This is a genomic window from Nicoletella semolina (assembly GCF_004345745.1).
GTDB lineage: Bacteria > Pseudomonadota > Gammaproteobacteria > Enterobacterales > Pasteurellaceae > Nicoletella > Nicoletella semolina.
On sequence record NZ_SLXJ01000003.1, the window covers coordinates 140,640 to 167,506 of the forward strand.

A 26,867-nucleotide genomic window follows, 5' to 3' on the forward strand; every position below is an offset into this window, starting at 1 on the left:
TTTTTACTCTAAATCATTCTATTTTAAGGAATATCGTTACTTCCTCTAATGGAAAAATAAATTAGAGCAATCTGTTTAGCTTGTCAAATAATTTGTACTAATTTAATAGTACAACAATACAATTCATTACTTTTACATCAAAATCTGTATTTTCGTGTCAGCGTACTAACACTTCACGCTTACCACGATTATCTGGAGCAGATAAAATCCCCTCTTCTTCTAGCTGATCAATAATTCTAGCTGCACGATTAAAGCCAATGGAAAAACGGCGTTGAATGCCACTAATAGAGGTTGCACCACCCTCGCTTATAAACTGAGCAATTTCATCAAACAATGGATCTAAATCCTCCCCTGTTCCTCTGTCGCTCTGCTCACTATTATCCTCACTTGATTCGACAATGCTATCAATATATTCAGGCTTAGCTCTTGCACGCCAATCATCAGCAACTCGTTGGACTTCCTCATCGCTCATAAATGCACCGTGTATGCGTATGATTTCAGGACTACCAGCACCAGAGTAAAGCATATCGCCACGCCCCAATAACGCTTCTGCTCCCCCCTTGTCTAAAATAGTACGAGAATCAATTTGGCTAGCAACTGTAAAAGCAATACGACTAGGAATATTGGCTTTTATCACTCCTGTGATCACATCAGTTGAAGGACGTTGCGTTGCAAGAATTAAGTGGATACCGACCGCTCGTGCTTTCTGTGCAATTCGCATAATATGCTCTTCAACCCGCTTTCCCGCAGACATCATTAAATCAGCAAATTCATCAACAATCAGTACAATATAGCTCATTTTCTGCAAAGCAGGGGCGTCTAAATCCATTGAATCACTCGGCTTCCAATAAGGATTTTTAATCGGCATATTCATCGCCTCGGCTTGCTCAAGTTTAGCGTTATATCCTTCGATATTACGCACTTGTACATAACTGACTAATTGATAACGGCGTTCCATTTCCTCAACTGCCCAACGCAATGCGTTTTCTGCCTTTTTCATATCGGTAACAACAGGTGTCAGTAAATGCGGAATATCGTTATAAATAGAAAGCTCAACAACTTTTGGATCAATCATAATAAAACGAACTTGTTCTGGCGTCAGTTTAAACAGCAGACTTAAAATCATAGTGTTCACACCAACAGATTTCCCTCCTCCTGTTTGCCCAGCTACAAGCAAGTGAGGCATTTTCGCCATATCAACCACAATTGGCTGCCCGCTAATATCTTTACCGAGTGCCATCGGTAAAATTGCCTCACTACGCTGAAAAACCTCACTCGCTAATACATCACGCAACCAAACTGTCTCACGCTGATTGTTCGGTGTTTCTATTCCCATATAAGGCTTCCCAGGAACGACATCAGTAATCCGAATAGCTTTAAAAATCAACGCTCTTGCTAAATCTGCATCAAGATTAGTGATCTTATTTGCTTTCACTCCTGAGGCAGGTAGGATTTCATAACGAGTTACCACAGGTCCAACAAGTACATCTTCCACGGTTGCCTTCACACCAAAATTTGCCAATTCTTGTTCAATTTTGCGTGAAGTTTCACGAATTTCTTGCTCTGTGATTTGCTGTTGCTCTCGTGGGTGGGTATCCAATAAATCCAAAGTCGGCATAGGTGAAGTTGGCTTAAGTACAATATTTTTACGTTGTAATAGAGGGTGAACTACTGGCGTAGACTGTGGTCGTGCTTTTTTCTCCGTTGCATTAACTGCTGATGTAATAGTTTCTTCACCAAGCTCTTGTTCAATGACTGCTTGTTCAATAAATCTTGGCTCCACAATTTTAGGTTCAATAAGATCAATCGTTCTCATTTCTCGCTGAATAGGCAGCTCAACAGGGATAACAGTCTCTTGTTCAATAGATGAAGAATGTAATGCATTCTCCGATAAAGTTACCTTCGGCAATGTTGGGTTTGATTGCTCAATGACTAAATCTGCTGAGTGTGTAAAAAGCGAATCAACATTTTCAGGCTCTAACAATACTTTCGGCAAATCCTGCTCAACAGCCCTCACTATTCGAGTTTCTGCATTTGGGATTTCATCAACTACTCTCTCATTGGCTGGCATCTGGATTTCTGTTGCAGGAGAAACAGGCTGCAAGCCAGTAATTTTGGGACGAATAAATTGTGAAACGTCCGTTAATACATCATTTTGTTTTTCAACATCAACTAGCACAACGCTATTATCAACATCAACACGATCCTCATCGACAAAATTTTCCACTAAATCGACCGCTTGTTTAGCAGAGCTTTGCAATGATTTCCCCTCTACAACCCAGCGGTAAAGCTGCATAAACAACTGAAATAAAATTTGCCCCGAACAAAAATAAAACCCAATTGCAGTGAGTAAAATACCAATAAGAAGCCCTCCAATTAGTCCCAAACTAGGCATAATCAAAGAACTTAATAATCCACCAATAAATCCGCCAGCTAAATAATAAGGTGAATGAGGCAATAAATGGTTTGCTAATATACTTAATCCCAAGAGAAGCAAAACGAAGCTCCCCAACCAACGTAAACTATTGGCTCGTTTTAAATACATAAACTGGCTAAATATCAGCAAATAAACAGACAGAAAAACCAAACTGAAAGGGACTAAAAAGGCGACCTTGCCAAACATTGACAACAACAGATCCACACTCCACGCCCCCAAATATCCTGCCTTATTTAAGACAACTGGTGAAATGCTGCTCGCCACCGACCAGCTATTATCCAATGGACTATAACTGATCCACGCAACCAAAATATACAGCCAGAACCCACCAAACAATAAAAGCCCAAGTTTAAGTAAATTTTCTCTGCCTTTTAACCGCTCAATCACACCAAATCCTTATTTTAATAACAGATAATTTGTCTGCTTTACTTCTTCCATCACCACATAAGTTCGAGTGTCATTCACCCCAGGAAGACGCAATAATGTCGTACCGAGTAACTTACGATATGCTGCCATATCTGCCACTCGAGTTTTCAGCAAATAATCGAAATCCCCTGATACCAAATGGCACTCTTGAATTTCTTCTAATAATTGCACAGCTTTATTGAATTCCTCAAATACATCAGGTTTACCACGCACAAGCGTAATTTCTACAATTACCAACAACGGTGAAGAAAGCAATTCAGGGTTAAGTAACGCACGATATCCCATAATCACATTGTGCTTTTCCAAACGCTTTACCCTCTCTAAACAAGGCGTAGGCGACAGCCCTACCCGTTTAGATAGCTCAATATTAGATATTTTCCCATTGCGTTGTAACTCATTAAGAATTTTTAAATCAATGCTATCCAATGCTTTAGGAAGTTTTTTATATTTCATTTTGTTACCTTTGTAGCATTTTATTCTAAAACAAGAGATATTCTAATCATATAAGCTCTTTTGATCCAGTAAATTCACTCATTAAAGAAAAAGCAATAGCCATCAGCTATCAAATGAACCACCATCGCTGTTTTAAAATTCAATAGAACAGTATTATTCCTAGCCGACCACTTTTGGTAGTATTCCAAAATCAACGAGGACAGGAGCAATTAGAATAAGAATGCCTGATACTAATGTAAGTAATAATCCAAAGTTTCCACCTATCACTTGGTAAGGTAAATTTGGAAATTTACGTCTTAATACCCACACCATACCAACAGGAAGTAGCAATCCGTAAAATGTGAACATTTGTCCAGCATAAGTTAATACGCCTAAGAAATTGCGGAAAAATAGAGCAAAAAACAATACAGGCAAAAAAGTCAATAAACTCAATGAGAAACGGTTTAAATTTGAATTTATTCTTTTAAATAAATCGTCTAAACAATCAAGTAACGCTAATGCGACCCCTAAAAACGAAGTAATAATCGCCAATGCTGAAAAAAGGCGAACGATGTGGCTAATTAACTCACTACCTGTTGCACTAAAAGTCGCTTCAACTAAACCATTCAAAGTAGGATTGTGGCGAATAATTTCAACAAATTGTAGTTGGCTAAATACGCCGTGTGTTGCCATTTGCCATAAAATATACGCAACAAGTGGAATGGCTGATCCTGTGAGAATAGCAATACGCAGTCGTTTTATATCCCCCTCTAAATAGTTGTTAATACTTGGGATAACAACGTGGAAACCGAAAGAGGTAAAAAAGACTGGACTGGCAGAGATAATCAGCAAATAATGCAATGGCATTGCCCCTAAGTTATCGAGAGTAACATTTGGTAGCATCATAAACAGCACGAAGCCAAATGCGGCTAACTTAATGATAAACAACACTCGAGTAAACACATCGACCGCATTCACCCCAATAGTTACAGCAATCGCAAAAACAACAACAAACAATACAATAGAAAAACTTTCTGCATTTTCACCGAGAAAAGCAAAAAGCGGCATAAGTAAATTACCACCTCCCAAAGCATACGCCGTGAGCAAAGCATACATAAAAACAATCGATACGACAGTAACAGAGATGCGTCCAAATAAACCAAAGTGTTGCTCGGCAAGTGTTGCCGCTCCAGCATCTTTACTTTCCGCTTTTTGATAAACTTCAACAAAAAGCAATGCACTATAAGAGAGCAATGCCCATAAGGCGAACAATAATATCAAAGTATAGCTAAACCCCATTTCTGCTGATGTAATTGGCATCGCTAACATACCTGCACCAATAGTTGTTCCTGCAACAATCAATGCACTTCCAAAAGTTTTGTTTTTCATATAAACCTCTTGTAAAAATAGTTTTCGAATTCTAGCAATCACATTGAAAATGTAAACTTATTATTCAATAATTTTTAATTTTGTATATATTTCTTTACAGATTAATAGCACCTAACAAAATAGCCAAACAGAAGTGAAAAAATTTTCTTCTACTTTTCCTTATGTTTAAGCCATAATGAAGCACTAACTCACTTTGTATCATTTCCACTAATCAATATGAAGAAAATCATTGCTCTACTCCTCCTGATTGGAACACATTTAAATGCAAAATCATTAACTATTTTTTCTGCATCTTCAATGAACAATGTTTTACAAGAAATTGGCAAAAGCTATGAACAAGCCTATCCAGAAGATCGATTAACCTTTTCTTTTGCAGCCTCTTCTACGCTTGCTAAGCAGATTGAACGAGATGCTCCTGCGGATATTTTTATTTCAGCAGATCAAAAATGGCTCAATTATTTACAAATAAAGCAACCTGAAAAAATTCAACAGGTGAAATTTATTGCCAAGAACGCTTTAGTACTTATCGCTCCCAAAGAAGCCCCATTACAAGCACAAGCTATCCAAGCGGTCAATTTTAAGAAAATTTTAGCAAATCATTATCTTGCTGTTGGTGATCCAGCTCACGTTCCTGTAGGGAAATATGCCCAAATGGCATTGACCTATTACCAACGTTGGGAAATGGTTGAACCTCGCCTTGCTAGAGCTAAAAATGTGCGTGATGCACTTTCTTTTGTTGAACGAAGAGAGGCTCCACTCGGCATTGTGTATGCAACCGATGCCAAGATCTCTAATAAAGTGAAAGTCATTGCTACTTTTCCGCTAGAAAGCCATAGCGACATTATTTATCCTGCGGTAATCTTAAGCGACAAACCTGAAGCAGTACGTTTTCTTAATTTTCTTCAAAGTAAACAAGCCAAAGCAATATTTGAACAAGCTGGATTTTTACCTGTAGAATAGAGAGAATTTTCACCCATTAACTATCACTATTTATCAAATGTTTACCGAGCAAGAAATTAATGCCATTTTTTTGAGCCTTAAAATCAGTAGTATTGCGATTATTTTGGCTCTACCTTTTGCTATCAGCACAGCGTGGCTACTTGCTCGCAAACAGTTTTTTGGAAAAAGTCTGCTTGATGGCATTGTACATTTACCGCTTGTTCTCCCCCCTGTTGTGATTGGCTATTTATTGCTCTTAACAATGGCAAAACGAGGTTTAATTGGACAATGGCTTTGGCAGTGGTTTGAAATATCGTTAAGTTTTTCGTGGCAGGGGGCAGTATTAGCCTCAATGGTAATGGCATTTCCATTAATGGTACGAAGCATTCGCCTTGCTTTTGAAGCTGTTGATCCTAAATTAGAACAAGCCGCCCGCACGCTGGGTGCAACACCGTTAAAAGTCTTTATCACCCTCACACTCCCACTCTCATTTTCTGGCATACTATCAGGAGCAGTATTAGGATTTGCCCGCTCTTTAGGGGAGTTTGGAGCAACCATTACTTTTGTTTCCAACATTCCTAATCAAACCCAAACAATCCCCGCAGCACTTTTTACATTTATTGAAACGCCCGATGGCGAACTGGCTGCAGCTCGATTGTGTGCCATAGCTATCCTTATTTCGCTGCTTGCCCTTTTCATTTCAGAATGGCTAGCACGCCGTCAAAAAGTTAAAATCAATGCTTAAAAAGCAAGTTCCTCTACAAGAGATAAAGAGAGTAAATAAGAATGCTAAAGGTATCTATTGAAAAACAGCTTGGCACACTCAATCTAAAAGCGAATGTTGAATTTCCACAGGGTGTGAGTGTAATATTTGGACGCTCTGGAGCAGGTAAGTCCAGCTTAATCAACCTTATTGCAGGACTTTCTAGCCCTGACAATGGACAAATCGTTTTTCACCCTCTGACTAATTCTTCTCAACAACGCCCTTTATTCGATAAAGTTCAAAAAATCAATCTTCCGCCTGAAAAACGCCGCATTGGTTATGTTTTCCAAGAGCATCGTTTATTTCCTCACTACAACGTAGAAAAAAACCTAAAATATGGAACTAAGCGGTTAGATTCAAAGAAATTTTTGCAAATTGTTGATTTATTAGGCATAAATTCATTGCTCAAACATTTTCCTGCCACACTGTCAGGCGGTGAAAAACAGCGTGTTGCTATTGGGCGAGCATTACTAAGCGAGCCTGATATTCTTTTAATGGACGAACCTCTTTCTGCACTGGATCTCCCTAGAAAACAAGAATTACTAGGCTACTTAAATCAGTTTGCTAAGCGTGCCGCTATACCGATTTTATATGTTACCCATAATCTTGATGAAGTTATCCATCTTGCTGATCGATTGCTTATTTTGGAAAATGGAAAAGTGATCGCCTTTGATCATACCCTTAACGTGTGGCACAGCTTAGCATTTCAACCTTGGCAACCTGATGGCGAAAAACTTAGCTTGCTAGAGTTACCAATGATAGGCATTGATCTCGAACACAAAATGCAAAGTCTTTCTATTGGCAAACAACAAATTTGGATCCCCTTGCAACAGCATCAGCACCAAGAACCTCGCTATCAAGCTGGCAATAGAATACGCATCACGATTGCTAGCCGTGATGTTTCGATTACTCTAAGCAAGCATGAAAAAAGCTCTATTCGCAATATTTTAACTGGAACAATTTGTAAAATAATCGAACAATCTGACCGCTTAGACATCTTAATTCGTGTCGAAAATGACGAAATTTGGGCAACAATCAGCTACTGGGCATTCCGCGAACTGAATTTACACCTCGATCAGGCAGTCTTCTTACAAATCAAAGCGATTTCGCTATAAATTTGTTTTCTTCGCAATTCGCTTCTACTTTTTATCAAACTGTAGATTATGTTAGATCGTGTGTTTTTTACGCTAACAGATAGTCTTGACTAGCTTTAGCCAAACTTTTTCACTATAATGCACCAGTTTTTTATTCCCCCCTTAGCTCAGTTGGTCAGAGCAGGCGACTCATAATCGCTTGGTCGCTGGTTCAAGTCCGGCAGGGGGGACCATATCAATCTACAATTTATCTCTCCATTATACTCTTTCGTCCACTTTCCTTTTTTATTGACCGTTCGGTTAATATTTATTTCGTAAAAAATCCTATAAAAATCACCGCTTGCAGATAAAAATCCGTTATAATCCCCACCGTTTTTACGGTGCATTGCTTTGCACCTTTTTTATTTTAAGAGAGAGTTTATGTTCCAAAATAATCCCCTACTTGCTCAACTAAAACAACAAATTGAAGCCAATAAAGAATATGTGGAAGGTGTGGTCAAAGCCTCTGACAAAAGCTACGGTTTTCTTGAATGCGACAAAAATAGCTACTTTATTCCGCCAATGGAAATGAAGAAAGTGATGCACGGTGATAAAGTCAAAGCCGTGGTTAAGCGTGATGGTGATAAAGAACAAGTTGAAATTGATAGCCTGATTGAGCCGATGCTTGGTCGTTTTATTGCACAGGTACGTTTTAACCGTGATGGCAAATTGCAATTGGCAGTCGATCACCCAAACATTAAAAATTTAGTTTCAGCCAATACCCACAAACAAGTCAGTGAAAAGCTAGAAAATGGCGATTGGGTCGTAGCTCAACTCAAAACTCACCCTTTGCGAGATGATCGTTTTTTATTTGCTCAAATTACGCAATTTATTTGTAAAGCAGAAGATAATTTTGCCCCTTGGTGGGTAACGCTTGCCCGCCACGAGCAGCCTCGTGAACCTGTCTCTAATGCTGATCACTATACACTCAGCGATCAATTAGAGCGTGAAGATTTAACTTCGCTGTATTTTACCACTATTGATAGCCCAAGCACGCAAGATATGGACGATGCCTTGTATATCGAACCAATTGAGGAAAATAATACTCAGTTAGGCTGGCGTTTAGTCGTGGCAATTGCCGATCCAACCGCCTATATTCCTGAAAATTCAACCATTGAAAAAGCCGCTCGTCAGCGTTGTTTTACCAACTATTTACCTGCTTTTAATATTCCAATGCTGCCTCGTGAACTATCTGATGATCTTTGTTCATTAGTGCCAAATCAAAAACGCCCTGCGTTAGTCAGCTATATTGAGACCGATCTTACAGGCAATATTATTGGCGAAGCACGCTTTGTGTCTGCGTGGGTAGAGAGTAAAGCGAAACTTGCTTACGACAATGTGTCAGATTACATAGAAGGCACTGAGAATGCGTGGCAACCTGAATCAGTAGAAACCAAACAGCAAATCGACAGGCTATACCAATTTACTTTAGCTCGAATTGATTGGCGAGCTAAAAATGCGTTGCTGTTTAAAGAGTCTGGTGATTATTCTTTTGATATTAATGAAGACGGTTCGGTACGAGAAATCCATTTAGAACACCGCCGTATTGCTAATCAAATGATTGAAGAAGCGATGATTATCGCCAATATATGTGCAGCGGAATTTTTAGAAAAATACGCTCAAACGGGTATATTTAATACCCATAATGGTTTTGATAGTAAAAACCTTGAAGTTGCACATAAATTCTTGCTAGACACGCTTGCTACTGCAGAAAATCAGGAAAAACTAACCGCTTGTTATTCACCAGAACGTCTTGCTACACTAGAAGGCTATTGTGAAATGCGACGTAGCATTGATGATTTCCCAGAAAAATTCCTTGAACTTAGATTACGCCGCTATCTAACATTTGCGGAGTTTAAAGCGAAGGCAGCCCCCCATTTTGGCTTAGGGCTTAACCACTACGCAACGTGGACATCGCCTATTCGTAAATACGGCGATATGGTCAATCATCGTTTGATTAAACAAGTATTAGTACAGCAGTCAGCGGACACGACAGCAGAAATTCCCCCTGTTGATGAGAGTATTTTCACTCGCTTGCAAGAGGCTCGTCGTCAAAATCGCCTTGTTGAGCGTGATGTTGCAGATTGGCTCTACGCACGCTATCTTGCCCCAATGGTTGAACAAGCGGTCGAATTTGACTGTGAAATTGCAGATGTTTCAAGAGGTGGCGTGCGTGCTAAAGTGAATTCAAATGGTGCACAAATTTTCATTCCAATGTCTACTATTCACGATAAAAAAGAAGAAATAGACTACCGTCCAGAAGAAATTGCGTTATATATCAAAGGAGAAAAAACCTACCAAATCGGTCAAAATGTAAACATCAAACTTAAAGAAGTGCGATTAGACACACGTTCGATTATCGGCGAGATCATTCACTAATGAAACAGCAAAATGGCTTGAATATTCAAGCCATTTTGTTTGCTAAATTTAATGATCTTCTCTAGACTAATCAGAATTGCTTAGCAATGCTAAACTTAATATTTCGCCCTGTGCCTGAAGCGAGTTCGCCAAGGTAAGGGTGATAGCTTCGGTTAAATAGATTATCCACCGTAAGCTGTAGCTGAAGATCTTTAATCTGCTTAGGACGCCAAGTCGTAAATAGACTATGTAAAGCATAACCTGATGATTTAGGCATTCCCCAATACCCTGCTTTTGGATCTTGAGCAGTAGGCGAGCGATCCTGTTTTCTCACAAATTCTCCTTTCCAACCTATGATTATCCCCCAGTTCGGAACATTTCTCCCAACAGTAACGATCGCTTTACGAGGGGGTATTTCAGCAATCCAAGTAGCTATACCATTCCAAGGGTTTCTCGGTGAGGTAGCTCTTTTACCCTTGATATGTGAATATGAGATTCCAGAAAACCAATAAGTTGAATGGTAGTTTGCTTCTAACTCTATACCTTGAATATGATAGCTTGGTAAGTTTCTATAATTACCTGTGCTAAGTGAACAGTCTTGATCATTGAGTTTTTCAACGCAACTTACGCCTCTATTTTTAACAATTTCATTTTTTCCTTGATGATGAAAGAGCGTTGTTTTAAATTCAAATAAATCATTTTCCGACAACAAATCATCAAATTGCAGATGACTTCCTATTCTTAGCTGTGTCATACGCTCTTTATTTAGTGCTAAAGAGCTCGAAGTTAATGATGATTTAGCATATTGCACTTCATATTGTTCATCAATAACTGGAGAACGCCAAGTCTTACTCAAATTGGAAAAGAGACTGATATAACGATTTACCTCATAATTTACACCAAAATAAGAAGACCAACCGCTGTAGTTTTTCTGACGATAATCATGTCCGACAGATTTATCATTATACACTTTTGCAACATTTTCTCGCCCTATGTTATCAATATGATCATAACGTGTCCCTATCATCAGATTAAAATTATTCAATTTTAATGTATCTTGAGCGTAAAAGGCTTGTGTATATTGACGACCTGACGGCATATAACTTGGCTGGAAATAGCCAAAATTGTACTCCGCTTTCTTATTTTTACTGCGATCAAACATCAAGGTATCACGCTTATGTTTAATCCACTGTGTACCAAGTAACACGCTATGCTCTGTACCCATTAATTCAAAAAAGCTCGTATTATTGAGATCAATAACAATATCAGAATAGCTTATCCAACTATGGTTACCCAAACTCCCTAAAAAACTACTTGATGCTTGTTCGTGGCGTCGATCTTGTTGTGATGTTTTTGCGTAACTCAATTGGATCTCTGCATTAATCAATGGGTTATTTTCTGGTAAATATTTATACAAAATACTATAGCTTTGATCTTTTTGATTTCTTAACACCAATTTCCGTTTCCAAGCAATCTCTAGACCATATTTTTTTATATCATTTACACTCGGTGCAGAAATCATATCTCGTTTCGCAGCAAAAGGTTGCCAACCTTTATGATTCCCATACACAGCAGACAGTGTAATCAATTGGCTCGGTGATAATCTTCCGTTTATTTTCATTAACAGACTTTTTTGATCATTTTCGGAATAACGAATTTTACTATGGTCTCCACGAGTATAGTCATTAGCATCACGAAGAGAAATAGCGATCATTGTGTCAATATTCTGCTTTTCATTTTGCATAAATAACGCACCGCTATAACTTTTTTGACTATTATTGGTGTTGTAGCCATATTTCAACAAACCGCCAAATCGCTGATTAGCAGTTAAAAAATCCGTTGCATTTTTGGTTGTTAATTGTACTGTTCCACCAAACCCGCCATTACCATTACGCGGCGAATGACTTGCCTTATCAACTGAAATCCTGCGTAATAATTCAGGCTCTATAAATATTGATCCTTGTTGATATTTCTCAAAACTTTTTGTTGCTCCATCTAATTGTATTTTCACATCTTCCGCATCTGCCATTCCCCAAATATTTAACGTCTGACCATTCGGACGAAAGCCCCCTGCCATATTTATACCTGGCAATGTATTTAGCAGTTGTGCTGCATTATCAGCTTGTTGCTGCTCAATATTTTTTCGCGTTAAGTATGATTGCCCAAATATCTTTCCAGTAGTTGCTTGAACATTTATTACAGGCAATATATTTTCTTCTTGTTTATCTCTTTCGAGTGCGTAAACAGATTGGTAATATAGCCCTATACTCATCGCTAATATTGAATAACGTAACGGCATTTAGTATTCCTTCTATGTATAAATTAAAAGACAGAGACAATAACAATAATAAAAACAATTATCAATAAATAAACATTAATAAAAAACCCCTCTTTTGAGTGCTAATTTAAAATCAGCCAAAAGAGGGGTTAAATGCCAGTTATCTAGTAATGTAAATGGATTAAAGTGCTTTCAATATATCATCAACACGTTCTTTTGCATCACCAAATAACATCTGTGTGTTTTCTTTGAAAAATAGTGGGTTTTGCACGCCTGCATAGCCGACAGCCATTGAGCGTTTAAAAACAACGACATTTGCCGCTTTCCATACTTCCAACACAGGCATTCCAGCAATTGGGCTGTTTGGATCGTCCATTGCAGCAGGATTGACTGTATCATTTGCCCCAATCACCAATACCACATCAGTCTCTGCAAAATCCTCATTGATTTCGTCCATTTCTAGCACAACATCATAAGGGACTTTCGCTTCAGCAAGCAATACATTCATATGCCCTGGTAAGCGACCTGCCACAGGGTGAATACCAAAACGGACATTAATCCCTCTTTCACGCAATTTTGCGGTAATTTCTGCAACAGGATATTGTGCCTGTGCGACCGCCATTCCATATCCAGGGGTGATAATCACAGAACTCGCACTTTTGAGCATTTCAGCCACTTCTTCTGCGGTCGTTTCACGGTGTTCACCTTGTTCTTCATCAGACGAAGTAACCACATCATTGCCAAACCCACCTGCAATCACGCTAACAAATGAACGGTTCATTGCCTTACACATAATGTAAGATAAAATCGCCCCTGAAGATCCAACTAATGCCCCTGTTACAATTAACAAATCATTACTGAGCATAAAACCTGCAGCAGCTGCTGCCCAGCCTGAATAAGAATTCAGCATTGACACCACGACAGGCATATCCGCACCGCCAATTGAAGCAACCAAATGCCAACCGAACGCTAATGCTATCGCCGTCATAACCAGTACAGGGAAAATATTATCTGGGTGATGGACAAACACGATCATTAATAATGCCGATACGATCAATGCTGCTAAATTAAGTTTATGGCGATGTGGCAACATCAAGGCTTTGGAATTTAATTTACCGTTCAGTTTTCCAAATGCAACGACTGATCCAGTGAAAGTTACTGCACCAATAAAAATCCCTAAAAAGACTTCTACATTATGGATATTTTGTAAAACTGGATCAGCCTCGTGGCTTAAACCATAACTGTTATAGCCGACTAATACCGCCGCCAACCCAACAAAACTATGCAAAATAGCCACTAATTCTGGCATTTCAGTCATTTCAACTTTCAATGCCTTACGCACACCAATAAAGCCACCAATTGCCATTGCGATTAAAATCCAAATTGTGCCTTCTGATTGAGGTCCAAAGATAGTCGCAACTAATGCCATTGTCATACCGATAATGCCATACCAACAGCCTGCTTTTGCGGTTTCGTGCTTAGACAACCCTGCAAGGCTCATAATGAAAAGAAGTGCAGCAATAATATATGCCGCTTGAACTAAACCTAAAGACATTATTACTCTCCTTAACCTTTTTTAAACATTGCAAGCATACGTTGTGTTACTTTAAAGCCACCAAAAATATTGATACTTGCAATCAATATGGCGATAAATGCCAGTAAACTAATAAAGAAATGTCCTTGTGAGATTTGTAACAACGCCCCTACAATGATAATCCCTGAAATAGCATTTGTAACTGCCATCAATGGTGTATGTAATGCGTGGCTGACATTCCAAACAACGTAATAACCAACAACGCAAGACAGCACAAAGACGGTAAAATGCGATAAAAATGCAGCAGGTGCAATAGAGGCAAGCCACAAGAACAACACGCCAGCAAGAGCAAACAAACCATATTTCACACGAGGATTTGTAATTTTTTCTTCTTTTTTGACCGCTTGTACAGTTTCTACTTTCGGTTTAGCTTGTGCAGAGACTTGAATCGGTGGAGCAGGCCAAGTAATCTCCCCCTCACGAATCACCGTTACACCACGCAATACTACATCATCAAAGTCAATCGTAATATTGCCATTTTTTTCTTTGCTAAGTAATTTCAATAAATTAACGAGATTTGTGCCATAAAGTTGAGAAGATTGTGTTGGTAAGCGACTTGGCAAATCAGTATAGCCAATGACTTTCACTTGATTTTCTGTGGTCACCACCTCGCCTGCCTTGGTATATTCACAGTTACCGCCTGTTGCTGCCGCTAAATCAACAATCACACTACCTGGTTTCATTGAATCGACCATTTCTTTGGTGATAAGGCGTGGTGCAGGTTTTCCAGGGATTAAGGCGGTCGTAATAATAATATCCACTTCTTTAGCTTGTTCCGCATAAAGTGCTAACGCACGGCGATTAAACTCTTCAGACATCACCTTCGCATAGCCATCGCCACTGCCACCTTCTTCCTTGTAGTCGATTTCAAGGAAAGTTGCCCCCATACTTTGTACTTGCTCTTTCACTTCTGGGCGAGAGTCAAAGGCACGCACGATAGCCCCAAGGCTGTTCGCTGCTCCAATTGCCGCTAAACCAGCAACCCCTGCACCGATAACCAAGACTTTTGCAGGCGGCACTTTTCCTGCTGCCGTAATTTGCCCTGTAAAGAAGCTACCAAATTCGTGTGCGGCCTCAACCACAGCACGATAGCCTGCGATATTTGCCATCGAACTTAACGCATCAAGGGACTGTGCTCGAGAAATACGAGGAACAGCGTCCATTGCCAACACATTAATCTTTTTCGCTGCCAGTTTTTCCATTAACTCTGGACTCTGTGCTGGCCAAATAAAACTAACCAGCGTTGCTCCTTCTTTTATGAATGCAATTTCATCGTCCGTCGGAGGATTTACCTTGAAAATAATATCTGATTGCCAAACCGTTTGCTGATCGCCAACTTTAGCTCCTGCTTCAATAAATGAGTTATCTTCAAAACTGGCATTAAAGCCTGCATTGTGTTCAACCACCACTTCAAAGCCTAATTTTAAGATTTGCTGAACCGTCTTAGGCGTCGCTGCCACTCGACTTTCATTGTCCAGCAGCTCCTTTGGAATACCAATAAGCATAAAGACTCCTGTAATAATTTAAAAATAAAACCAAAGTAAATAAAAATCGGTTATTTTCACGATTTCTCGACATGAAAAACTCCGATAATTTACCATTTATTACTACAAAAGGGGCGATTTTTATTAAGAATTATTAAGATAAAACCCATTTTTACAAAATTTTGCCTTTTTCTTACCGCTTGTTACTTCCCCTTGTAATTTTTCATCATTATTCATTGGCGTTAGATCGGCTTTTTTGCTATATTTCACCGCAATTTTATTGCTAGGATTTCACTAGCTCTCACCCCATTTATATTTTGGATTTTTCTATGTTTAAAAAATTTCTTGGACTCTTTTCAAACGATCTTTCTATTGATCTTGGCACAGCAAACACCCTTATCTATGTAAAAGGACAAGGCATTGTGCTTGATGAACCTTCTGTTGTTGCCGTTCGTCAAGATAAAATTGGTACATTAAAAAGTGTGGCGGCAGTGGGAACAAATGCAAAATCAATGCTCGGTCGTACCCCTAAAAGCATTCTCGCTATTCGTCCTATGAAAGACGGCGTCATTGCAGATTTTTATGTTACTGAAAAAATGCTACAACATTTTATTCGACAAGTGCATAGCAATAACTTTATGCGTCCAAGCCCTCGAGTGTTAGTCTGTGTCCCTGCTGGTGCAACACAAGTAGAGCGTAAGGCGATTAAGGAATCAGCTATTGGTGCAGGTGCTCGTGAGGTGTACTTAATTGAAGAACCGATGGCTGCCGCAATTGGTGCAGGATTGCCTGTTGCAGAAGCCGCTGGTTCTATGGTGATTGATATTGGTGGCGGCACAACGGAAGTAGCCATACTTTCTTTAAACGGTATTGTGCATTCTTCTTCCGTGCGTATTGGCGGCGATAAATTCGATGAAGCCATTATCAAATATGTACACCGTAATTTTGGCTCTGCAATTGGTGAAACCACAGCGGAAAATATTAAAAAAGAAATTGCAACCGCTTATATTCAAAGTGATGATGAAATTCGTTCCATTGAAGTACACGGACATAACCTTGCAGAAGGGGCACCAAGAACCTTTATTCTCAATTCAAAAGATATTCTTGAAGCGATTGAACAGCCTTTAATCGGTATTGTTGATGCCGTAAAAGCAGTATTAGAACAATGTCCGCCAGAACTCGCCGCGGATATTTTTGAACGTGGAATGGTTTTAACTGGTGGTGGAGCATTGTTACAAAATATTGATATTCTACTGTCAAAATCAACAGGTGTCCCTGTCATCGTTGCTGAAGAGCCTTTAACTTGCGTGGCTCGTGGCGGCGGAAAAGCATTAGAAATGATTGATATACACGGTGGCGATGTATTCAGCGAAGATAACTAGCTGCACGTCTGATTTTTATATCCATTAATCTTTTATTACATATTGACTTTTTATTAGATATGAAAATATGGACAACTTTCACAAGTTCTTGTCCATTTTTCTTTTCTCTACATTTTCTCACGTTCATCTAATTTAGTATTATGAAACCAATTTTTGCAAAAGCTCCCCCTCTAGGTATTCGTCTTGCTATTGCAGTGATACTATCTCTACTTTTGATTGTGCTTGATGGACGAAGTCGTGCGATGATAGAGTTAAGAAACGTATTGGAAACCGCAATTAGTGGGCTTTATTACGTTGCCAATACGCCTCGAACCGTGCTTGATGGCGTCAGTAATAATTTCATTGATAGCCAAAAATTACAGATTGAAAATCGTGTACTGAAAGAGCAGTTGCGTGAAAAAAATGCGGATTTACTTCTCTTGGGACAATTAAAAGTTGAAAACCAACGCTTGCGTTTATTGCTAAGCTCGCCGCTACGCCAAGATGAATATAAAAAAGTCGCAGAAGTGCTTACCGCCGAAATGGACGCTTATCGCCAGCAGGTTGTCATCAATCAAGGGCAACATAATGGGGCTTTTATTGGACAGCCGATAATCGATGAACGAGGTGTCGTCGGACAAATTATCTCGGTTGGTGAAAAAAGCAGCCGAGTGCTGTTACTCACTGACGTTACTCACGCCATTCCTGTACAAGTACTACGAAATGATGTGAGAGCAATTGCAAATGGCACAGGGAATAATGATGAGTTAATTATTGATAATATTCCTCGCACAATTGACATTGTAAAAGGCGATATTCTTGTAACATCAGGACTTGGTGGACGCTTTCCAGAAGGCTACCCTGTTGCAACAGTTGAGCAAGTTATTAATGACGGTTCAACGCATTTTGCAAGAGTAACCGCCAAACCATTAGCCTCTCTTAATCACTTACGTTACTTATTACTTTTATGGCCAACTCGTGAAGAAATGCGTAAAGCTCAAAGTCTTTCGCCACAAGATGTGCGAGATGCTGTTCGAGAACGTCAGAATAGTTTAACCCCTCTTGATCGATTAAATAGAAAAACGAAAACTCAAGTAAACGAGGAAAATGATAACGATAGCAATCACGATCGAGAAGATAAAAATGACGACATCTCAGATCCGTTGGACGATACCGAAATGGATATTGAAACAGAGCTAAATACTGAAACTGAAACCAAGGACGAAAACGAATGAAAAGAAGTAACATCTTCCAAATTTTGATCTTGTTTTTCATTTTTATCCTCACTTTTATGCTGGAAATTATGCCTTGGCCTGTCGGCTTTCAAGGCTTGAGACCAAGCTGGCTCATTCTCGTCTTAGTTTACTGGGCATTAGCTCTACCCAATAAAGTCAGTGTCGGCACAGCATTTATTGCAGGCATTATTTGGGATTTAGTATTAGGATCAATTCTCGGTATTCACTCATTAGTACTTTCTATTGCTATCTATTTTGTGGCGAAATACCATCTTATTTTCCGCAATCTCTCTTTGCTGTTACAAAGTCTAATGATTATTGCTTATATTTCATCTATTCGCCTTGCTATATTTACCATAGAGCTTGTTTTACACAGTGCAGAATTTAATCCTCAAGAGCTTCTAGGGGCTGTAATTAGCGGTATATTATGGGCTTGGATTTTCTTACTTATGCGTCATATTCGCAGAGGCTTGCATTTACGCTAATGAATACGCTTACTTTTGATTTTTCTGATGATTTCCGTCCGCTTTCAGCAAGAATGCGTCCTCGTAACCTTGAGGAATACGTTGGACAAACACATCTTGTTGGTACAGGAAAACCTTTACGCAAGGCGATTGAAGCAGGACACGCTCATTCAATGATTTTTTGGGGTCCCTCAGGTACAGGCAAAACCACCCTTGCAGAAATTATGGCGACCCACCTAAATGCCGAAGTAGAACGCCTATCTGCGGTAACAAGTGGCATCAAAGAGATCCGAGAAGCGATAGAAAAAGCCAAACAAAACCGTCAATCAGGACAACGAACGATGTTATTTGTCGATGAGGTACATCGATTTAATAAAAGCCAGCAAGATGCTTTTTTACCTTATATTGAAGATGGCACAATCATTTTCATCGGTGCAACAACTGAAAATCCGTCCTTTGAGCTTAATAATGCTCTACTCTCTCGAACAAGAACTTATATCCTAAAACCCTTACAAGCAGCCGATATTCTACAAATTTTGCAAAATGCAATCCAAGATAAAGATCGAGGTTTGGGCAGTGAAAATATTGTCTTGCAAGATGATGTACTTCATTTGTTGGCGAATTATGTCAATGGCGATAGTCGCTTTGCCTTGAATTGTTTAGCGTTAATGAATGATATGGCAGAGTCTCACCCTGATGGGAAATATTTCACTCAAACACTGTTAGCCGAAGTACTGGGAGAACGCCAAGCTCGTTTTGATAAAAAAGGCGACCATTTTTACGATCTCATTTCAGCATTGCATAAATCAGTGAGAGGTTCATCTCCTGATGGTGCCCTATATTGGTTTGCTCGTATTTTAAATGCAGGGGGCGATCCGCTCTATGTTGCTCGGCGTTTACTTGCCATTGCTTCTGAAGATATTGGTAATGCCGATCCAAGAGCAATGCAAATCGCCATCGCTGCGTGGGATTGTTATACCCGAGTGGGAGCTTATGAAGGGGAAAGAGCCATAGCTCAAGCCATTATTTATCTTGCCGTTGCCCCTAAAAGTAATGCAGTTTATACCGCTTTTAATGAAGCCAAACGCCTTGTGAAAGAAAATAAGGATTACGATGTGCCTTTGCATTTGCGTAATGCCCCAACTGGACTGATGAAATCATTAGGTTATGGCGAAGAATATCGCTATGCCCACAATGAAACACACGCCTATGCAGCAGGAGAAAATTATTTTCCTCCAGAGCTACGCCACACCACGTTTTACCACCCTTCTGAACGAGGAATGGAAAAGCAAATACAGGAAAAATTACGCTGGCTAAAAACCCTTGATCAAGCAAGCCCAATGAAACGTTATGAAACGGACTGAAATGACACTCGCTGAAAAAAAACGCATAAACAAAGTTCTCCACGCTTTTAGCGAATCAGGCAGCTTAAGTCAAAATATCCAAGGATTTCGCCCTAGACAAGCCCAGATTGAAATGGCACAAGCGGTCAATTCTGCCCTAAATTCTGCAAAAAGTGCCGTGATTGAGGCAGGAACTGGCACAGGGAAAACCTTTGCCTACCTCGTGCCTGCATTACTCTCAGGCAAAAAAACAATTATTTCAACAGGATCAAAAAATCTCCAAGACCAACTGTTTAATCGAGATTTACCCACTATTCAAAAAGCCTTGAGCTATCGAGGAAAAATCGCCCTATTGAAAGGGAGAGCAAATTATCTCTGTCTTGAGCGACTTGATCAGGTAATCGCCATGGGGGTGGTTGGCGATAGATCCGTATTGAGCGATTTAGCTAAGGTGCGAAAATGGCAAGCGAGTACCGCTTCAGGTGATTTAAGCGAATGTATCACTATTAGCGAAGATAGCCCAATCCTGCCACAGCTTGTTTCCAGTACAGAAAGTTGTTTAGGTTCGGACTGCCCGCATTATAAAGACTGCTATGTCGTGCAAGCTCGGCGTAGAGCATTAGAGGCGGATATCGTGGTGGTAAATCACCACCTATTTTGTGCGGATATGGCTGTCAAGGAGAGCGGCTTTGGCGAGTTAATTCCTGATGCTGAATTAGTTATTTTTGATGAAGCTCACCAACTTCCAGATATTGCAACCCAATATTTTGGACAGTCCCTCACTTCACGCCAATTATTTGAGCTATGTAAAGATTGTAACATTGTCTACCGTACCGAATTAAAAGATCTTGCTCAGCTCGGCAAAGTCTCTGATCACTTACAGAAAATCGTGCAAGATTTTCGCCTACTACTCGGCAATAGTCCACAGATACGAGGTAATCTGCGTGAACTTTTTCAAGATCTTAAAGCCGTAGAAGGCTTTACTAGGCTACAAGAAAACATTGATTTACTCAGCGAGATTATCAAAAAATCACTCGGACGATCAGAAACGCTGGACAATATCTTTGAACGTCTTGCTAATATTAAAATAATATTAAAAAAACTGCGTGAAATTCATATTGTTGGATACTGTTATTGGTTTGAGTGCAATGGGCGTTCATTCGGTCTACACCTCACGCCATTAACCGTTGCGGATAAATTCGGTGAGCAGCTAAAAAGCAACAAAACCGCTTGGATATTTACCTCCGCCACCTTAGAAGTGGGCGGAAAATTTGATCACTTCTGCCAGCGATTAGGCATTGAAAACTCAATTTCACTCGTGCTACAAAGCCCATTTGACTATCAAAATCAATCACTGCTATGCGTACCTCGCTACCTACCAGATAGCAATAAAACCCATACCACGACTCATTTAGGTAAAATGCTACAACCTGTGATTGAAGCAAATCAAGGGCGGTGTTTTCTACTCTGCACGTCCTATTTTATGATGCGTGGCTTAGCCGATTTTCTACGAGAACAAAGCCAACTGAATGTATTATTACAAGGCGAAACCAGCAAAAGCCGCCTACTTGAGCAATTTACACAACAACCAAACAGCGTATTAGTGGCTACCCAAAGTTTTTGGGAAGGAATTGACGTACGAGGCAATGCTCTCTCGCTCGTTATCATTGATAAACTTCCTTTTGCTTCACCCGATGATCCACTGCTTAAAGCACGAATGGAAGATTGCAAACTTCAAGGCGGTGATCCTTTCAATGATATTCAACTCCCTGAAGCGGTGATTACATTAAAACAAGGGGTGGGCAGATTGATTCGTGATATTACGGATAAAGGGGCGATCATCATTTGTGATTCAAGATTGGTGATGCGTCAATATGGTGCAACCTTTTTACAAAGCCTTCCGCCATCAACCCGCACAAGAGATCTCAACAAAGTAGTAAATTTTTTAAAGATTGTAAAATAGACGAAAAAACTCAAATTGCATTGATAGGTATTTTTTAGATTATTTTTGCATCATAATACCAGCTTTTTCCAATGGAGTAACATACTATGATAAATAAACCATTTAAAATTTCAATGCTAGCCAGCATTGTCATCTCATACCCAGCAATCGCACAAACAAGCCCTAATTCTAACGTTTCATTTAGCGAAATTCTCAAAACACTTCAAAATAAGGAAAATAAAGGCTTACATCTTGGTATCAATCTGGGTACTCATACTCAAGCTGTCGGCTTGGGTGCTGTTGCGACAGGAAAAAGCTCTATCGCAGTCGGGAACAATACCCTAGCCACGGCCAAAAATCAAACAAAAGCAAGTATCGAACAAAAACATCAAGAAAATGAAGATAATTTAATTGCATTAAAACACCAAGAACAAGAAATTACAACCCTGACTTCAAGCGTTATTCAGTCTCAAATAGCACAGGCTAAAGCCTCTGCGGCACTTGAACGTGTAACACAAAAAAACCAAGAAAAACAACTCGCTAAGGAAGAATGGGACAAACAAAGAACACACTATGAACAAGCATTGCAAAATGCACAACCCTTTTTAAAAGCCCAAGAAGATAACATTGCTGATTTAAACAGCCGCTTGACTGCGGCTAACCGTATTCTTAGTACGCCTGTTCAGCCAGAAGAGGGGAATTTAGACCATACTATTACAGAGTTTAAACAAACGGTTGAACAGGGGACTACTTTAGATTTGCCACGCAGCTTCTATCAAGATTACATACAGACTTACTACAAAGCGGAAGGTGAGTTAAGAAAAAATAGAGAAATAGGGCAAGAGGTAGGATACTATAAGAGTGACTATGACTACGATGAAAATAGCTTTCAATATCACTACCTTGGCACAAATCAAATGCCCGACTATTTTAGAAGTTTAGTTGGGGGATCTAAACCAACTAATTCTTTTGATGATATACGGTTTTTGAATTTTAAAGGTGGTGTAAGTCCTTATCCTTCAGGAATGCTTTTCGGTGTGTACTATACCCTAGAGAAAGAGTTCAAACGAGTTGATAGTACTATCACTGATCCTGAGGATAATTTAGTACTTAAGGGAGAACAAGATCTTGTTAAGAAAGAGGACTGGGAAAAAGCCCAAAAAATAGCACCACAATTTAAGACGGCTTATGAAAAATACTTTGAAAAAGCGACAGATTATTTCTTTAATGAAAATGAGCGAGATAAACTCGTGGATTTCTTGAAGAAAAAAGTGGATTACTACCTGTTATCAAATGAGATAGCCTATTACCAATGGGAATTTGAGCAAGGCGATCAAAAAGGTCAGCAATCTTGGATCGATAAAAAAATTGAAGCTCAAAATAAATATAAGCAAATGGAGAAAGATAACCCTCGATTAGAACTGAATTTTCCAAAAGAAAAAGAAGCTTTTTTCCGTCAATGGGTAAAAGAAAATATCATCAATCTTGAGAAAAAGAACAAAATTGCCGTCGAAAATCTTACCCAAGAATTCGACTCCGCTATTAAATCCTCTCAGCAACAAATTGACGATAAAAAAGCAGAACTTGACGGATTAAAACAAGCGGCAGAGCATGCAAAATCTGTTTTTGAAAATATAAATCCAACAGCAGAAGATTTAGCACAAGCAGAAAAATATAATGACATTACCCAACAACTCCACTCAAAAGAGAGAGAGCTAACCAATAGCCAGCGTAAGCTCGAAGAGATGGTACAAAATTTCCATTATCATGATTTTAACGATTTAGGCGAAAATAATTATGCCATAGGCTCACGGGCGGTTGCGACAGGTAAAAATAATATTGCGTTTGGTACAGAGGCTATCGCCAGTGGTGAAAATGCTATCAGTATCGGTCAAGGTAACATCGTCTCTGGTCATAATAGTGTTGCGATTGGTACCGATAATACCGTCTCTGGCAATAATACTTTTGTGCTAGGCTCAAATATCAACACTACTGCACATAATTCCGTCATACTCGGTGCAAATAGTGAAGCAAACGAAGATAATGTCGTCTCTGTCGGTGCTTTCGGAAGAGAACGAAAAATCGTTAATGTTGCAAATGGCAAAATATCCTCCTCAAGCACTGATGCGATGAATGGCTCACAGCTTTATGCACTAAAGCATAATATCGCTAAATACTTGGGTGCTGGTGCCGCTGTCAGTGCCGATGGTACGACGATTTCAGCACCAAACTACAACATTAATCACGCTTTGACTGGACAGTCTTACACTTACCAAAACGTAGGCTCTGCTCTTAAGGCATTAAATCAAAATAACCAATATTTGTCACAGCTTATTGCAGATAACTATCAAGAGCTGACACAGAAGATAAACAACCTGCGTAAAGATAGCTATGCTAATGCCGCTGCCTCTCACGCTGCTGCGACCTTACCACAAGCCTTTATACCTGGTAAAAACTTTATGGCAGTCAGCAGTGCGACCTTTCGTGGTGAAACTGGCTATGCAATTGGATTTTCTCGCATTTCGCAAAGCAATCGGTTTATCATAAAAGGGCATACCGCAGGCGATAGCCGTGGTAATTTCGCCATAGGTGTTGGAACTGGGTTCCATTGGTAATACGATTTTAATAACCAAACTCAAACTATAATCAAATCTATCCCTATTAATCGCTATCCAAACCGATTTTTAGGGACTACTCGTCTTTGAGATGCTTGCAAATTACATTTGGTATAAATCCTTTTTGCACTTAAAATGCCTACCTTAAAATGTTAAAAACCTGATGCTAGAGACCTTAATATGTCAAAACAGATTTTCTCGATTGAAAAAATGACAGTAGATCAATCGACTTGGCAAACCTTCAAACGTCTATGGCCAATGATTTCCACCTTTAAGTTGGGCATTATCGTGGCAATGGTTGCAATGATTTTCAATGCAGCAGCAGATGCTTATTTAATCACAATGCTAAAACCGCTGATTGATGAAGGATTTGGGCCACATTCTGATCGGCAATTTCTGAAAACAATGGCATTTATCGTAGTCGGCTTAATTTTTTTACGAGGACTGACCAGCTTTACTTCAAGTTATTGCCTTTCTTGGGTATCTGGCAAAGTAGTAATGACAATGCGACAACGAGTATTCAAACACTTAATGTTTATGCCTGTTACCTTTTTTGACCAAAATGCCTCAGGAAAACTGCTTTCTCGGATTACCTACGATTCTGAACAAATTGCCGCTTCCTCAGCCAGTGCATTGCAAAGTGTGGTACGAGAAGGGGTTTATATTTTATTTCTCGTCACGACGATGTTTTATTATAGTTGGCGATTATCGTTAGTCCTGTTTATCATTGGACCTGTCATTGCCATATTAATCCGCCTTGTCTCAAAACGGTTTAGAAATTTGAGTCGCAATATGCAAGAATCTATGGGGAATATGACAGAAAGTGCCGAACAAATGTTACGAGGACACAAAGTGATTCTCTCTTTTGGTGGGCAGCAAGTAGAAGAAGCTCGCTTTAATCATACAAGTAACGATATGCGACGCAAGGGAATGAAAATGGTCGCTGCGGAAGCGATTGCAAACCCAATTATTCAAGTGATTGCCTCCCTCGCACTGGCAGTGATACTTTTTGTTGCAGGCTCGCCTGAAATTATTGGCAACAGCCTTACTGCTGGCGAATTTGCCGCCGTCATTGGGGCATTAATGGGGATTTTACGCCCACTTAAAACCCTGACCAATGTAAATGCTCAATTTCAGCGAGGAATGGCAGCCTGTCAAACACTCTTTACGCTCTTCGATTTACCAAGCGAAAAGGATAACGGCACTTTCCAAACTGAGCGAGCAGTCGGAGATTTACGCTTTGAAAATGTAAATTTCACCTATTCTGGCAAGGAACAACCAACACTCAAAAATATTTCTTTTGAGCTACCTGCTGGCAAAACCATTGCTTTAGTTGGACGTTCAGGTTCTGGTAAGTCCACCATTGCAAGCTTAATCACTCGTTTTTATGATGTTGATAATGGCACAATTTATTTAGATGGACGAAATATTCAAGATTACCGTTTAAATAATTTAAGAGAGCAATGTGCAATTGTTTCTCAACAAGTCCATTTATTCAATGATACGATTGCCAATAATATCGCTTATGCCGCCACTGAAAAATATAGCCGAGAACAAATTGAGGCAGCCGCACAAGCGGCCTATGCAATGGAATTTATTGCAAAAATGCCTCTTGGATTAGATACCGTCATTGGCGAAAATGGTGTAAATCTTTCAGGCGGACAACGCCAACGTTTGGCGATTGCTCGTGCATTATTGCGTAACTCACCTGTACTTGTGCTAGATGAAGCGACTTCTGCATTAGATACTGAATCAGAAAAAGCCATTCAGCTTGCACTGGACGAATTGCAAAAAGATCGTACGGTTATTGTCATTGCTCACCGTCTTTCCACCATTGAAAAAGCAGATGAAATCCTTGTTATTGAGCAAGGGCAAATTATCGAACAGGGTTCACACGCTGATCTACTTACCAAAGGTGGGGCTTATAAACAACTACATAGCCTACAATTTGGCGAAGCAAAATAAAGCACAATGTTACTCCTAAGCCTCCGATAACTCACTACGCTTACTAAGCAAACTATCGGAGGTTTAGGGAGATACCTAGCCGAATTTTATTTCCTATTCCTCTCTTATTTTTTACAGCTATTTTTTATTCTAATAAAAAAGGATCATTCCAAAGTTCTTCTAAAAATGACATAAACGCCTCTCTCTCCTCCCCTTTAAATCCTGAAACATCAAAGCCTGATGAGCTTGAGAAGCGAATTTTTACCTGAACATCACTAAATTTTTCCTCAATCCGTTCTGGTAATATTTTGTCCAAATGCTCCATCATCTCCATTTGTGCAGCCAATTTCTTACTATCTCGTTCTTTTACAAACCGAATATCAACAATTTTCATTTCTCTCCCTCATCAAAAACTGTTTATAAAAACAGTATAACAAATCCTAAATAACTGGCAATACATACAGTGATTTAATTTTTAAATTAATAGAGAGATTTTCAAAAAAGAAAGACTAAGTGGTGAAAAATTAAAAGGATTGAGTTGCAATACCGTACTCAATCCTTCAAATAGCTGTCTAACTTTTTGCGGTCAGATTAAAAAAGTGAAAAACGCAACACACTACCACTCGTAGTTTATCCCCGCTCCTCCACTCACATCGCCTCCGCTTAACGCAAAACCTGCCCTCGCAGAAAAACCTTCATTCACTCGATAACCCGTACCTATCGCTAATGC

Annotated in this window: 19 protein-coding genes and 1 tRNA gene; 12 read left to right on the top strand and 8 right to left on the bottom strand. The window is 39.5% G+C overall.

Features of this window, described 5'->3' with window-relative positions:
- Window positions 1-157: 157 nt before the first annotated feature.
- The 3 genes from EV693_RS03475 to EV693_RS03485 all read right to left on the bottom strand — a co-directional run bounded on the left by EV693_RS03475 (window position 158) and on the right by EV693_RS03485 (window position 4,684).
- Window positions 158-2,824: an FtsK/SpoIIIE family DNA translocase gene (locus tag EV693_RS03475; RefSeq protein ID WP_132500991.1), complete on the bottom strand. Its 2,667-nt coding sequence runs from the start codon at window positions 2,822-2,824 to the stop codon at window positions 158-160.
- Window positions 2,825-2,833: 9 nt separating this feature from the next.
- The gene (lrp, locus tag EV693_RS03480; protein ID WP_132500992.1) at window positions 2,834-3,316 is read right to left on the bottom strand and encodes a leucine-responsive transcriptional regulator Lrp; all 483 of its coding nucleotides are present in this window, start codon (window positions 3,314-3,316) and stop codon (window positions 2,834-2,836) included.
- A gap of 159 nt (window positions 3,317-3,475) precedes the next feature.
- Complete coding sequence (locus tag EV693_RS03485) at window positions 3,476-4,684, bottom strand: aromatic amino acid transport family protein (RefSeq protein ID WP_132500993.1); 1,209 nt, start codon at window positions 4,682-4,684, stop codon at window positions 3,476-3,478.
- 216 nt (window positions 4,685-4,900) lie between these two features.
- Here EV693_RS03485 and modA point away from each other — a divergent pair, with 216 nt between their 5' ends.
- The 5 genes from modA (at window position 4,901) to EV693_RS03510 (ending at window position 9,898) form a co-directional block, all read left to right on the top strand.
- Window positions 4,901-5,644 (top strand): molybdate ABC transporter substrate-binding protein, encoded by a 744-nt coding sequence (gene modA / locus EV693_RS03490; RefSeq protein ID WP_132500994.1) that lies wholly within the window; start codon window positions 4,901-4,903, stop codon window positions 5,642-5,644.
- A gap of 37 nt (window positions 5,645-5,681) precedes the next feature.
- Window positions 5,682-6,368: a molybdate ABC transporter permease subunit gene (gene modB, locus EV693_RS03495; protein ID WP_132500995.1), complete on the top strand. Its 687-nt coding sequence runs from the start codon at window positions 5,682-5,684 to the stop codon at window positions 6,366-6,368.
- Window positions 6,369-6,409: 41 nt separating this feature from the next.
- Window positions 6,410-7,501, top strand: a complete 1,092-nt coding sequence (gene modC / locus EV693_RS03500; RefSeq protein ID WP_132500996.1) for a molybdenum ABC transporter ATP-binding protein ModC — start codon at window positions 6,410-6,412, stop codon at window positions 7,499-7,501.
- A 135-nt stretch (window positions 7,502-7,636) separates the two neighbouring features.
- Window positions 7,637-7,713 (top strand) — tRNA-Ile (locus tag EV693_RS03505).
- A 187-nt stretch (window positions 7,714-7,900) separates the two neighbouring features.
- Complete coding sequence (locus tag EV693_RS03510; protein WP_132500997.1) at window positions 7,901-9,898, top strand: exoribonuclease II; 1,998 nt, start codon at window positions 7,901-7,903, stop codon at window positions 9,896-9,898.
- Window positions 9,899-9,968: 70 nt separating this feature from the next.
- Here EV693_RS03510 and EV693_RS03515 read toward each other — a convergent pair whose 3' ends face one another.
- From EV693_RS03515 to pntA, 3 genes are all read right to left on the bottom strand, one after another.
- Window positions 9,969-12,149 carry a TonB-dependent hemoglobin/transferrin/lactoferrin family receptor gene (locus EV693_RS03515; protein WP_243694563.1) on the bottom strand — a complete coding sequence of 727 codons (2,181 nt, stop codon included), beginning with the start codon at window positions 12,147-12,149 and terminating at the stop codon, window positions 9,969-9,971.
- Window positions 12,150-12,336: 187 nt separating this feature from the next.
- Window positions 12,337-13,710 (bottom strand): Re/Si-specific NAD(P)(+) transhydrogenase subunit beta, encoded by a 1,374-nt coding sequence (gene pntB / locus EV693_RS03520; protein WP_132500999.1) that lies wholly within the window; start codon window positions 13,708-13,710, stop codon window positions 12,337-12,339.
- Window positions 13,711-13,721: 11 nt separating this feature from the next.
- Window positions 13,722-15,254 (bottom strand): Re/Si-specific NAD(P)(+) transhydrogenase subunit alpha, encoded by a 1,533-nt coding sequence (pntA, locus tag EV693_RS03525; protein ID WP_132501000.1) that lies wholly within the window; start codon window positions 15,252-15,254, stop codon window positions 13,722-13,724.
- A 308-nt stretch (window positions 15,255-15,562) separates the two neighbouring features.
- Here pntA and EV693_RS03530 point away from each other — a divergent pair, with 308 nt between their 5' ends.
- The 7 genes from EV693_RS03530 to msbA all read left to right on the top strand — a co-directional run bounded on the left by EV693_RS03530 (window position 15,563) and on the right by msbA (window position 26,158).
- Window positions 15,563-16,615, top strand: a complete 1,053-nt coding sequence (locus tag EV693_RS03530; protein WP_132501001.1) for a rod shape-determining protein — start codon at window positions 15,563-15,565, stop codon at window positions 16,613-16,615.
- 140 nt (window positions 16,616-16,755) lie between these two features.
- Complete coding sequence (gene mreC / locus EV693_RS03535) at window positions 16,756-17,829, top strand: rod shape-determining protein MreC (RefSeq protein WP_132501002.1); 1,074 nt, start codon at window positions 16,756-16,758, stop codon at window positions 17,827-17,829.
- Window positions 17,826-18,314, top strand: a complete 489-nt coding sequence (gene mreD / locus EV693_RS03540) for a rod shape-determining protein MreD (RefSeq protein ID WP_132501003.1) — start codon at window positions 17,826-17,828, stop codon at window positions 18,312-18,314. The genes mreC and mreD overlap by 4 nt, the downstream gene beginning before the upstream one ends.
- Window positions 18,314-19,657: a replication-associated recombination protein A gene (locus EV693_RS03545; protein ID WP_132501004.1), complete on the top strand. Its 1,344-nt coding sequence runs from the start codon at window positions 18,314-18,316 to the stop codon at window positions 19,655-19,657. The genes mreD and EV693_RS03545 overlap by 1 nt, the downstream gene beginning before the upstream one ends.
- Window positions 19,644-21,599: a DNA repair helicase YoaA gene (gene yoaA / locus EV693_RS03550; RefSeq protein ID WP_243694561.1), complete on the top strand. Its 1,956-nt coding sequence runs from the start codon at window positions 19,644-19,646 to the stop codon at window positions 21,597-21,599. The genes EV693_RS03545 and yoaA overlap by 14 nt, the downstream gene beginning before the upstream one ends.
- A gap of 86 nt (window positions 21,600-21,685) precedes the next feature.
- On the top strand, window positions 21,686-24,193 hold the full coding sequence (locus tag EV693_RS03555) for a YadA-like family protein (protein ID WP_132501005.1): 2,508 nt from the start codon (window positions 21,686-21,688) through the stop codon (window positions 24,191-24,193).
- A 210-nt stretch (window positions 24,194-24,403) separates the two neighbouring features.
- Complete coding sequence (msbA, locus tag EV693_RS03560; protein WP_132501020.1) at window positions 24,404-26,158, top strand: lipid A ABC transporter ATP-binding protein/permease MsbA; 1,755 nt, start codon at window positions 24,404-24,406, stop codon at window positions 26,156-26,158.
- 124 nt (window positions 26,159-26,282) lie between these two features.
- On the opposite strand, the gene EV693_RS03565 is transcribed toward msbA, so the two are convergent.
- Together EV693_RS03565 and EV693_RS09740 are read right to left on the bottom strand one after the other, a co-directional pair.
- Window positions 26,283-26,531, bottom strand: coding sequence for a DinI-like family protein (locus tag EV693_RS03565; RefSeq protein ID WP_132501006.1), 249 nt, complete (start codon window positions 26,529-26,531; stop codon window positions 26,283-26,285).
- A 222-nt stretch (window positions 26,532-26,753) separates the two neighbouring features.
- Entirely contained in the window at window positions 26,754-26,858 is a 105-nt protein-coding gene (locus EV693_RS09740) for a YadA-like family protein (RefSeq protein ID WP_424991506.1), read from the bottom strand.
- Between the last annotated feature and the right edge of the window lie 9 nt (window positions 26,859-26,867).

Coding starts and splice junctions, on each gene's coding strand:
- EV693_RS03485 (WP_132500993.1), bottom strand. CDS start 4,684: ATGAAAAACAAAACTTTTGGAAGTGCATTGATTGTTGCAGGAACAACT.
- modC (WP_132500996.1), top strand. CDS start 6,410: ATGCTAAAGGTATCTATTGAAAAACAGCTTGGCACACTCAATCTAAAA.
- modA (WP_132500994.1), top strand. CDS start 4,901: ATGAAGAAAATCATTGCTCTACTCCTCCTGATTGGAACACATTTAAAT.
- EV693_RS03555 (WP_132501005.1), top strand. CDS start 21,686: ATGATAAATAAACCATTTAAAATTTCAATGCTAGCCAGCATTGTCATC.
- EV693_RS03515 (WP_243694563.1), bottom strand. CDS start 12,149: ATGAGTATAGGGCTATATTACCAATCTGTTTACGCACTCGAAAGAGAT.
- modB (WP_132500995.1), top strand. CDS start 5,682: ATGTTTACCGAGCAAGAAATTAATGCCATTTTTTTGAGCCTTAAAATC.
- EV693_RS03545 (WP_132501004.1), top strand. CDS start 18,314: ATGAATACGCTTACTTTTGATTTTTCTGATGATTTCCGTCCGCTTTCA.
- mreD (WP_132501003.1), top strand. CDS start 17,826: ATGAAAAGAAGTAACATCTTCCAAATTTTGATCTTGTTTTTCATTTTT.
- EV693_RS03510 (WP_132500997.1), top strand. CDS start 7,901: ATGTTCCAAAATAATCCCCTACTTGCTCAACTAAAACAACAAATTGAA.
- EV693_RS03530 (WP_132501001.1), top strand. CDS start 15,563: ATGTTTAAAAAATTTCTTGGACTCTTTTCAAACGATCTTTCTATTGAT.
- yoaA (WP_243694561.1), top strand. CDS start 19,644: ATGAAACGGACTGAAATGACACTCGCTGAAAAAAAACGCATAAACAAA.
- pntA (WP_132501000.1), bottom strand. CDS start 15,254: ATGCTTATTGGTATTCCAAAGGAGCTGCTGGACAATGAAAGTCGAGTG.
- lrp (WP_132500992.1), bottom strand. CDS start 3,316: ATGAAATATAAAAAACTTCCTAAAGCATTGGATAGCATTGATTTAAAA.
- pntB (WP_132500999.1), bottom strand. CDS start 13,710: ATGTCTTTAGGTTTAGTTCAAGCGGCATATATTATTGCTGCACTTCTT.
- mreC (WP_132501002.1), top strand. CDS start 16,756: ATGAAACCAATTTTTGCAAAAGCTCCCCCTCTAGGTATTCGTCTTGCT.
- msbA (WP_132501020.1), top strand. CDS start 24,404: ATGACAGTAGATCAATCGACTTGGCAAACCTTCAAACGTCTATGGCCA.
- EV693_RS03565 (WP_132501006.1), bottom strand. CDS start 26,531: ATGAAAATTGTTGATATTCGGTTTGTAAAAGAACGAGATAGTAAGAAA.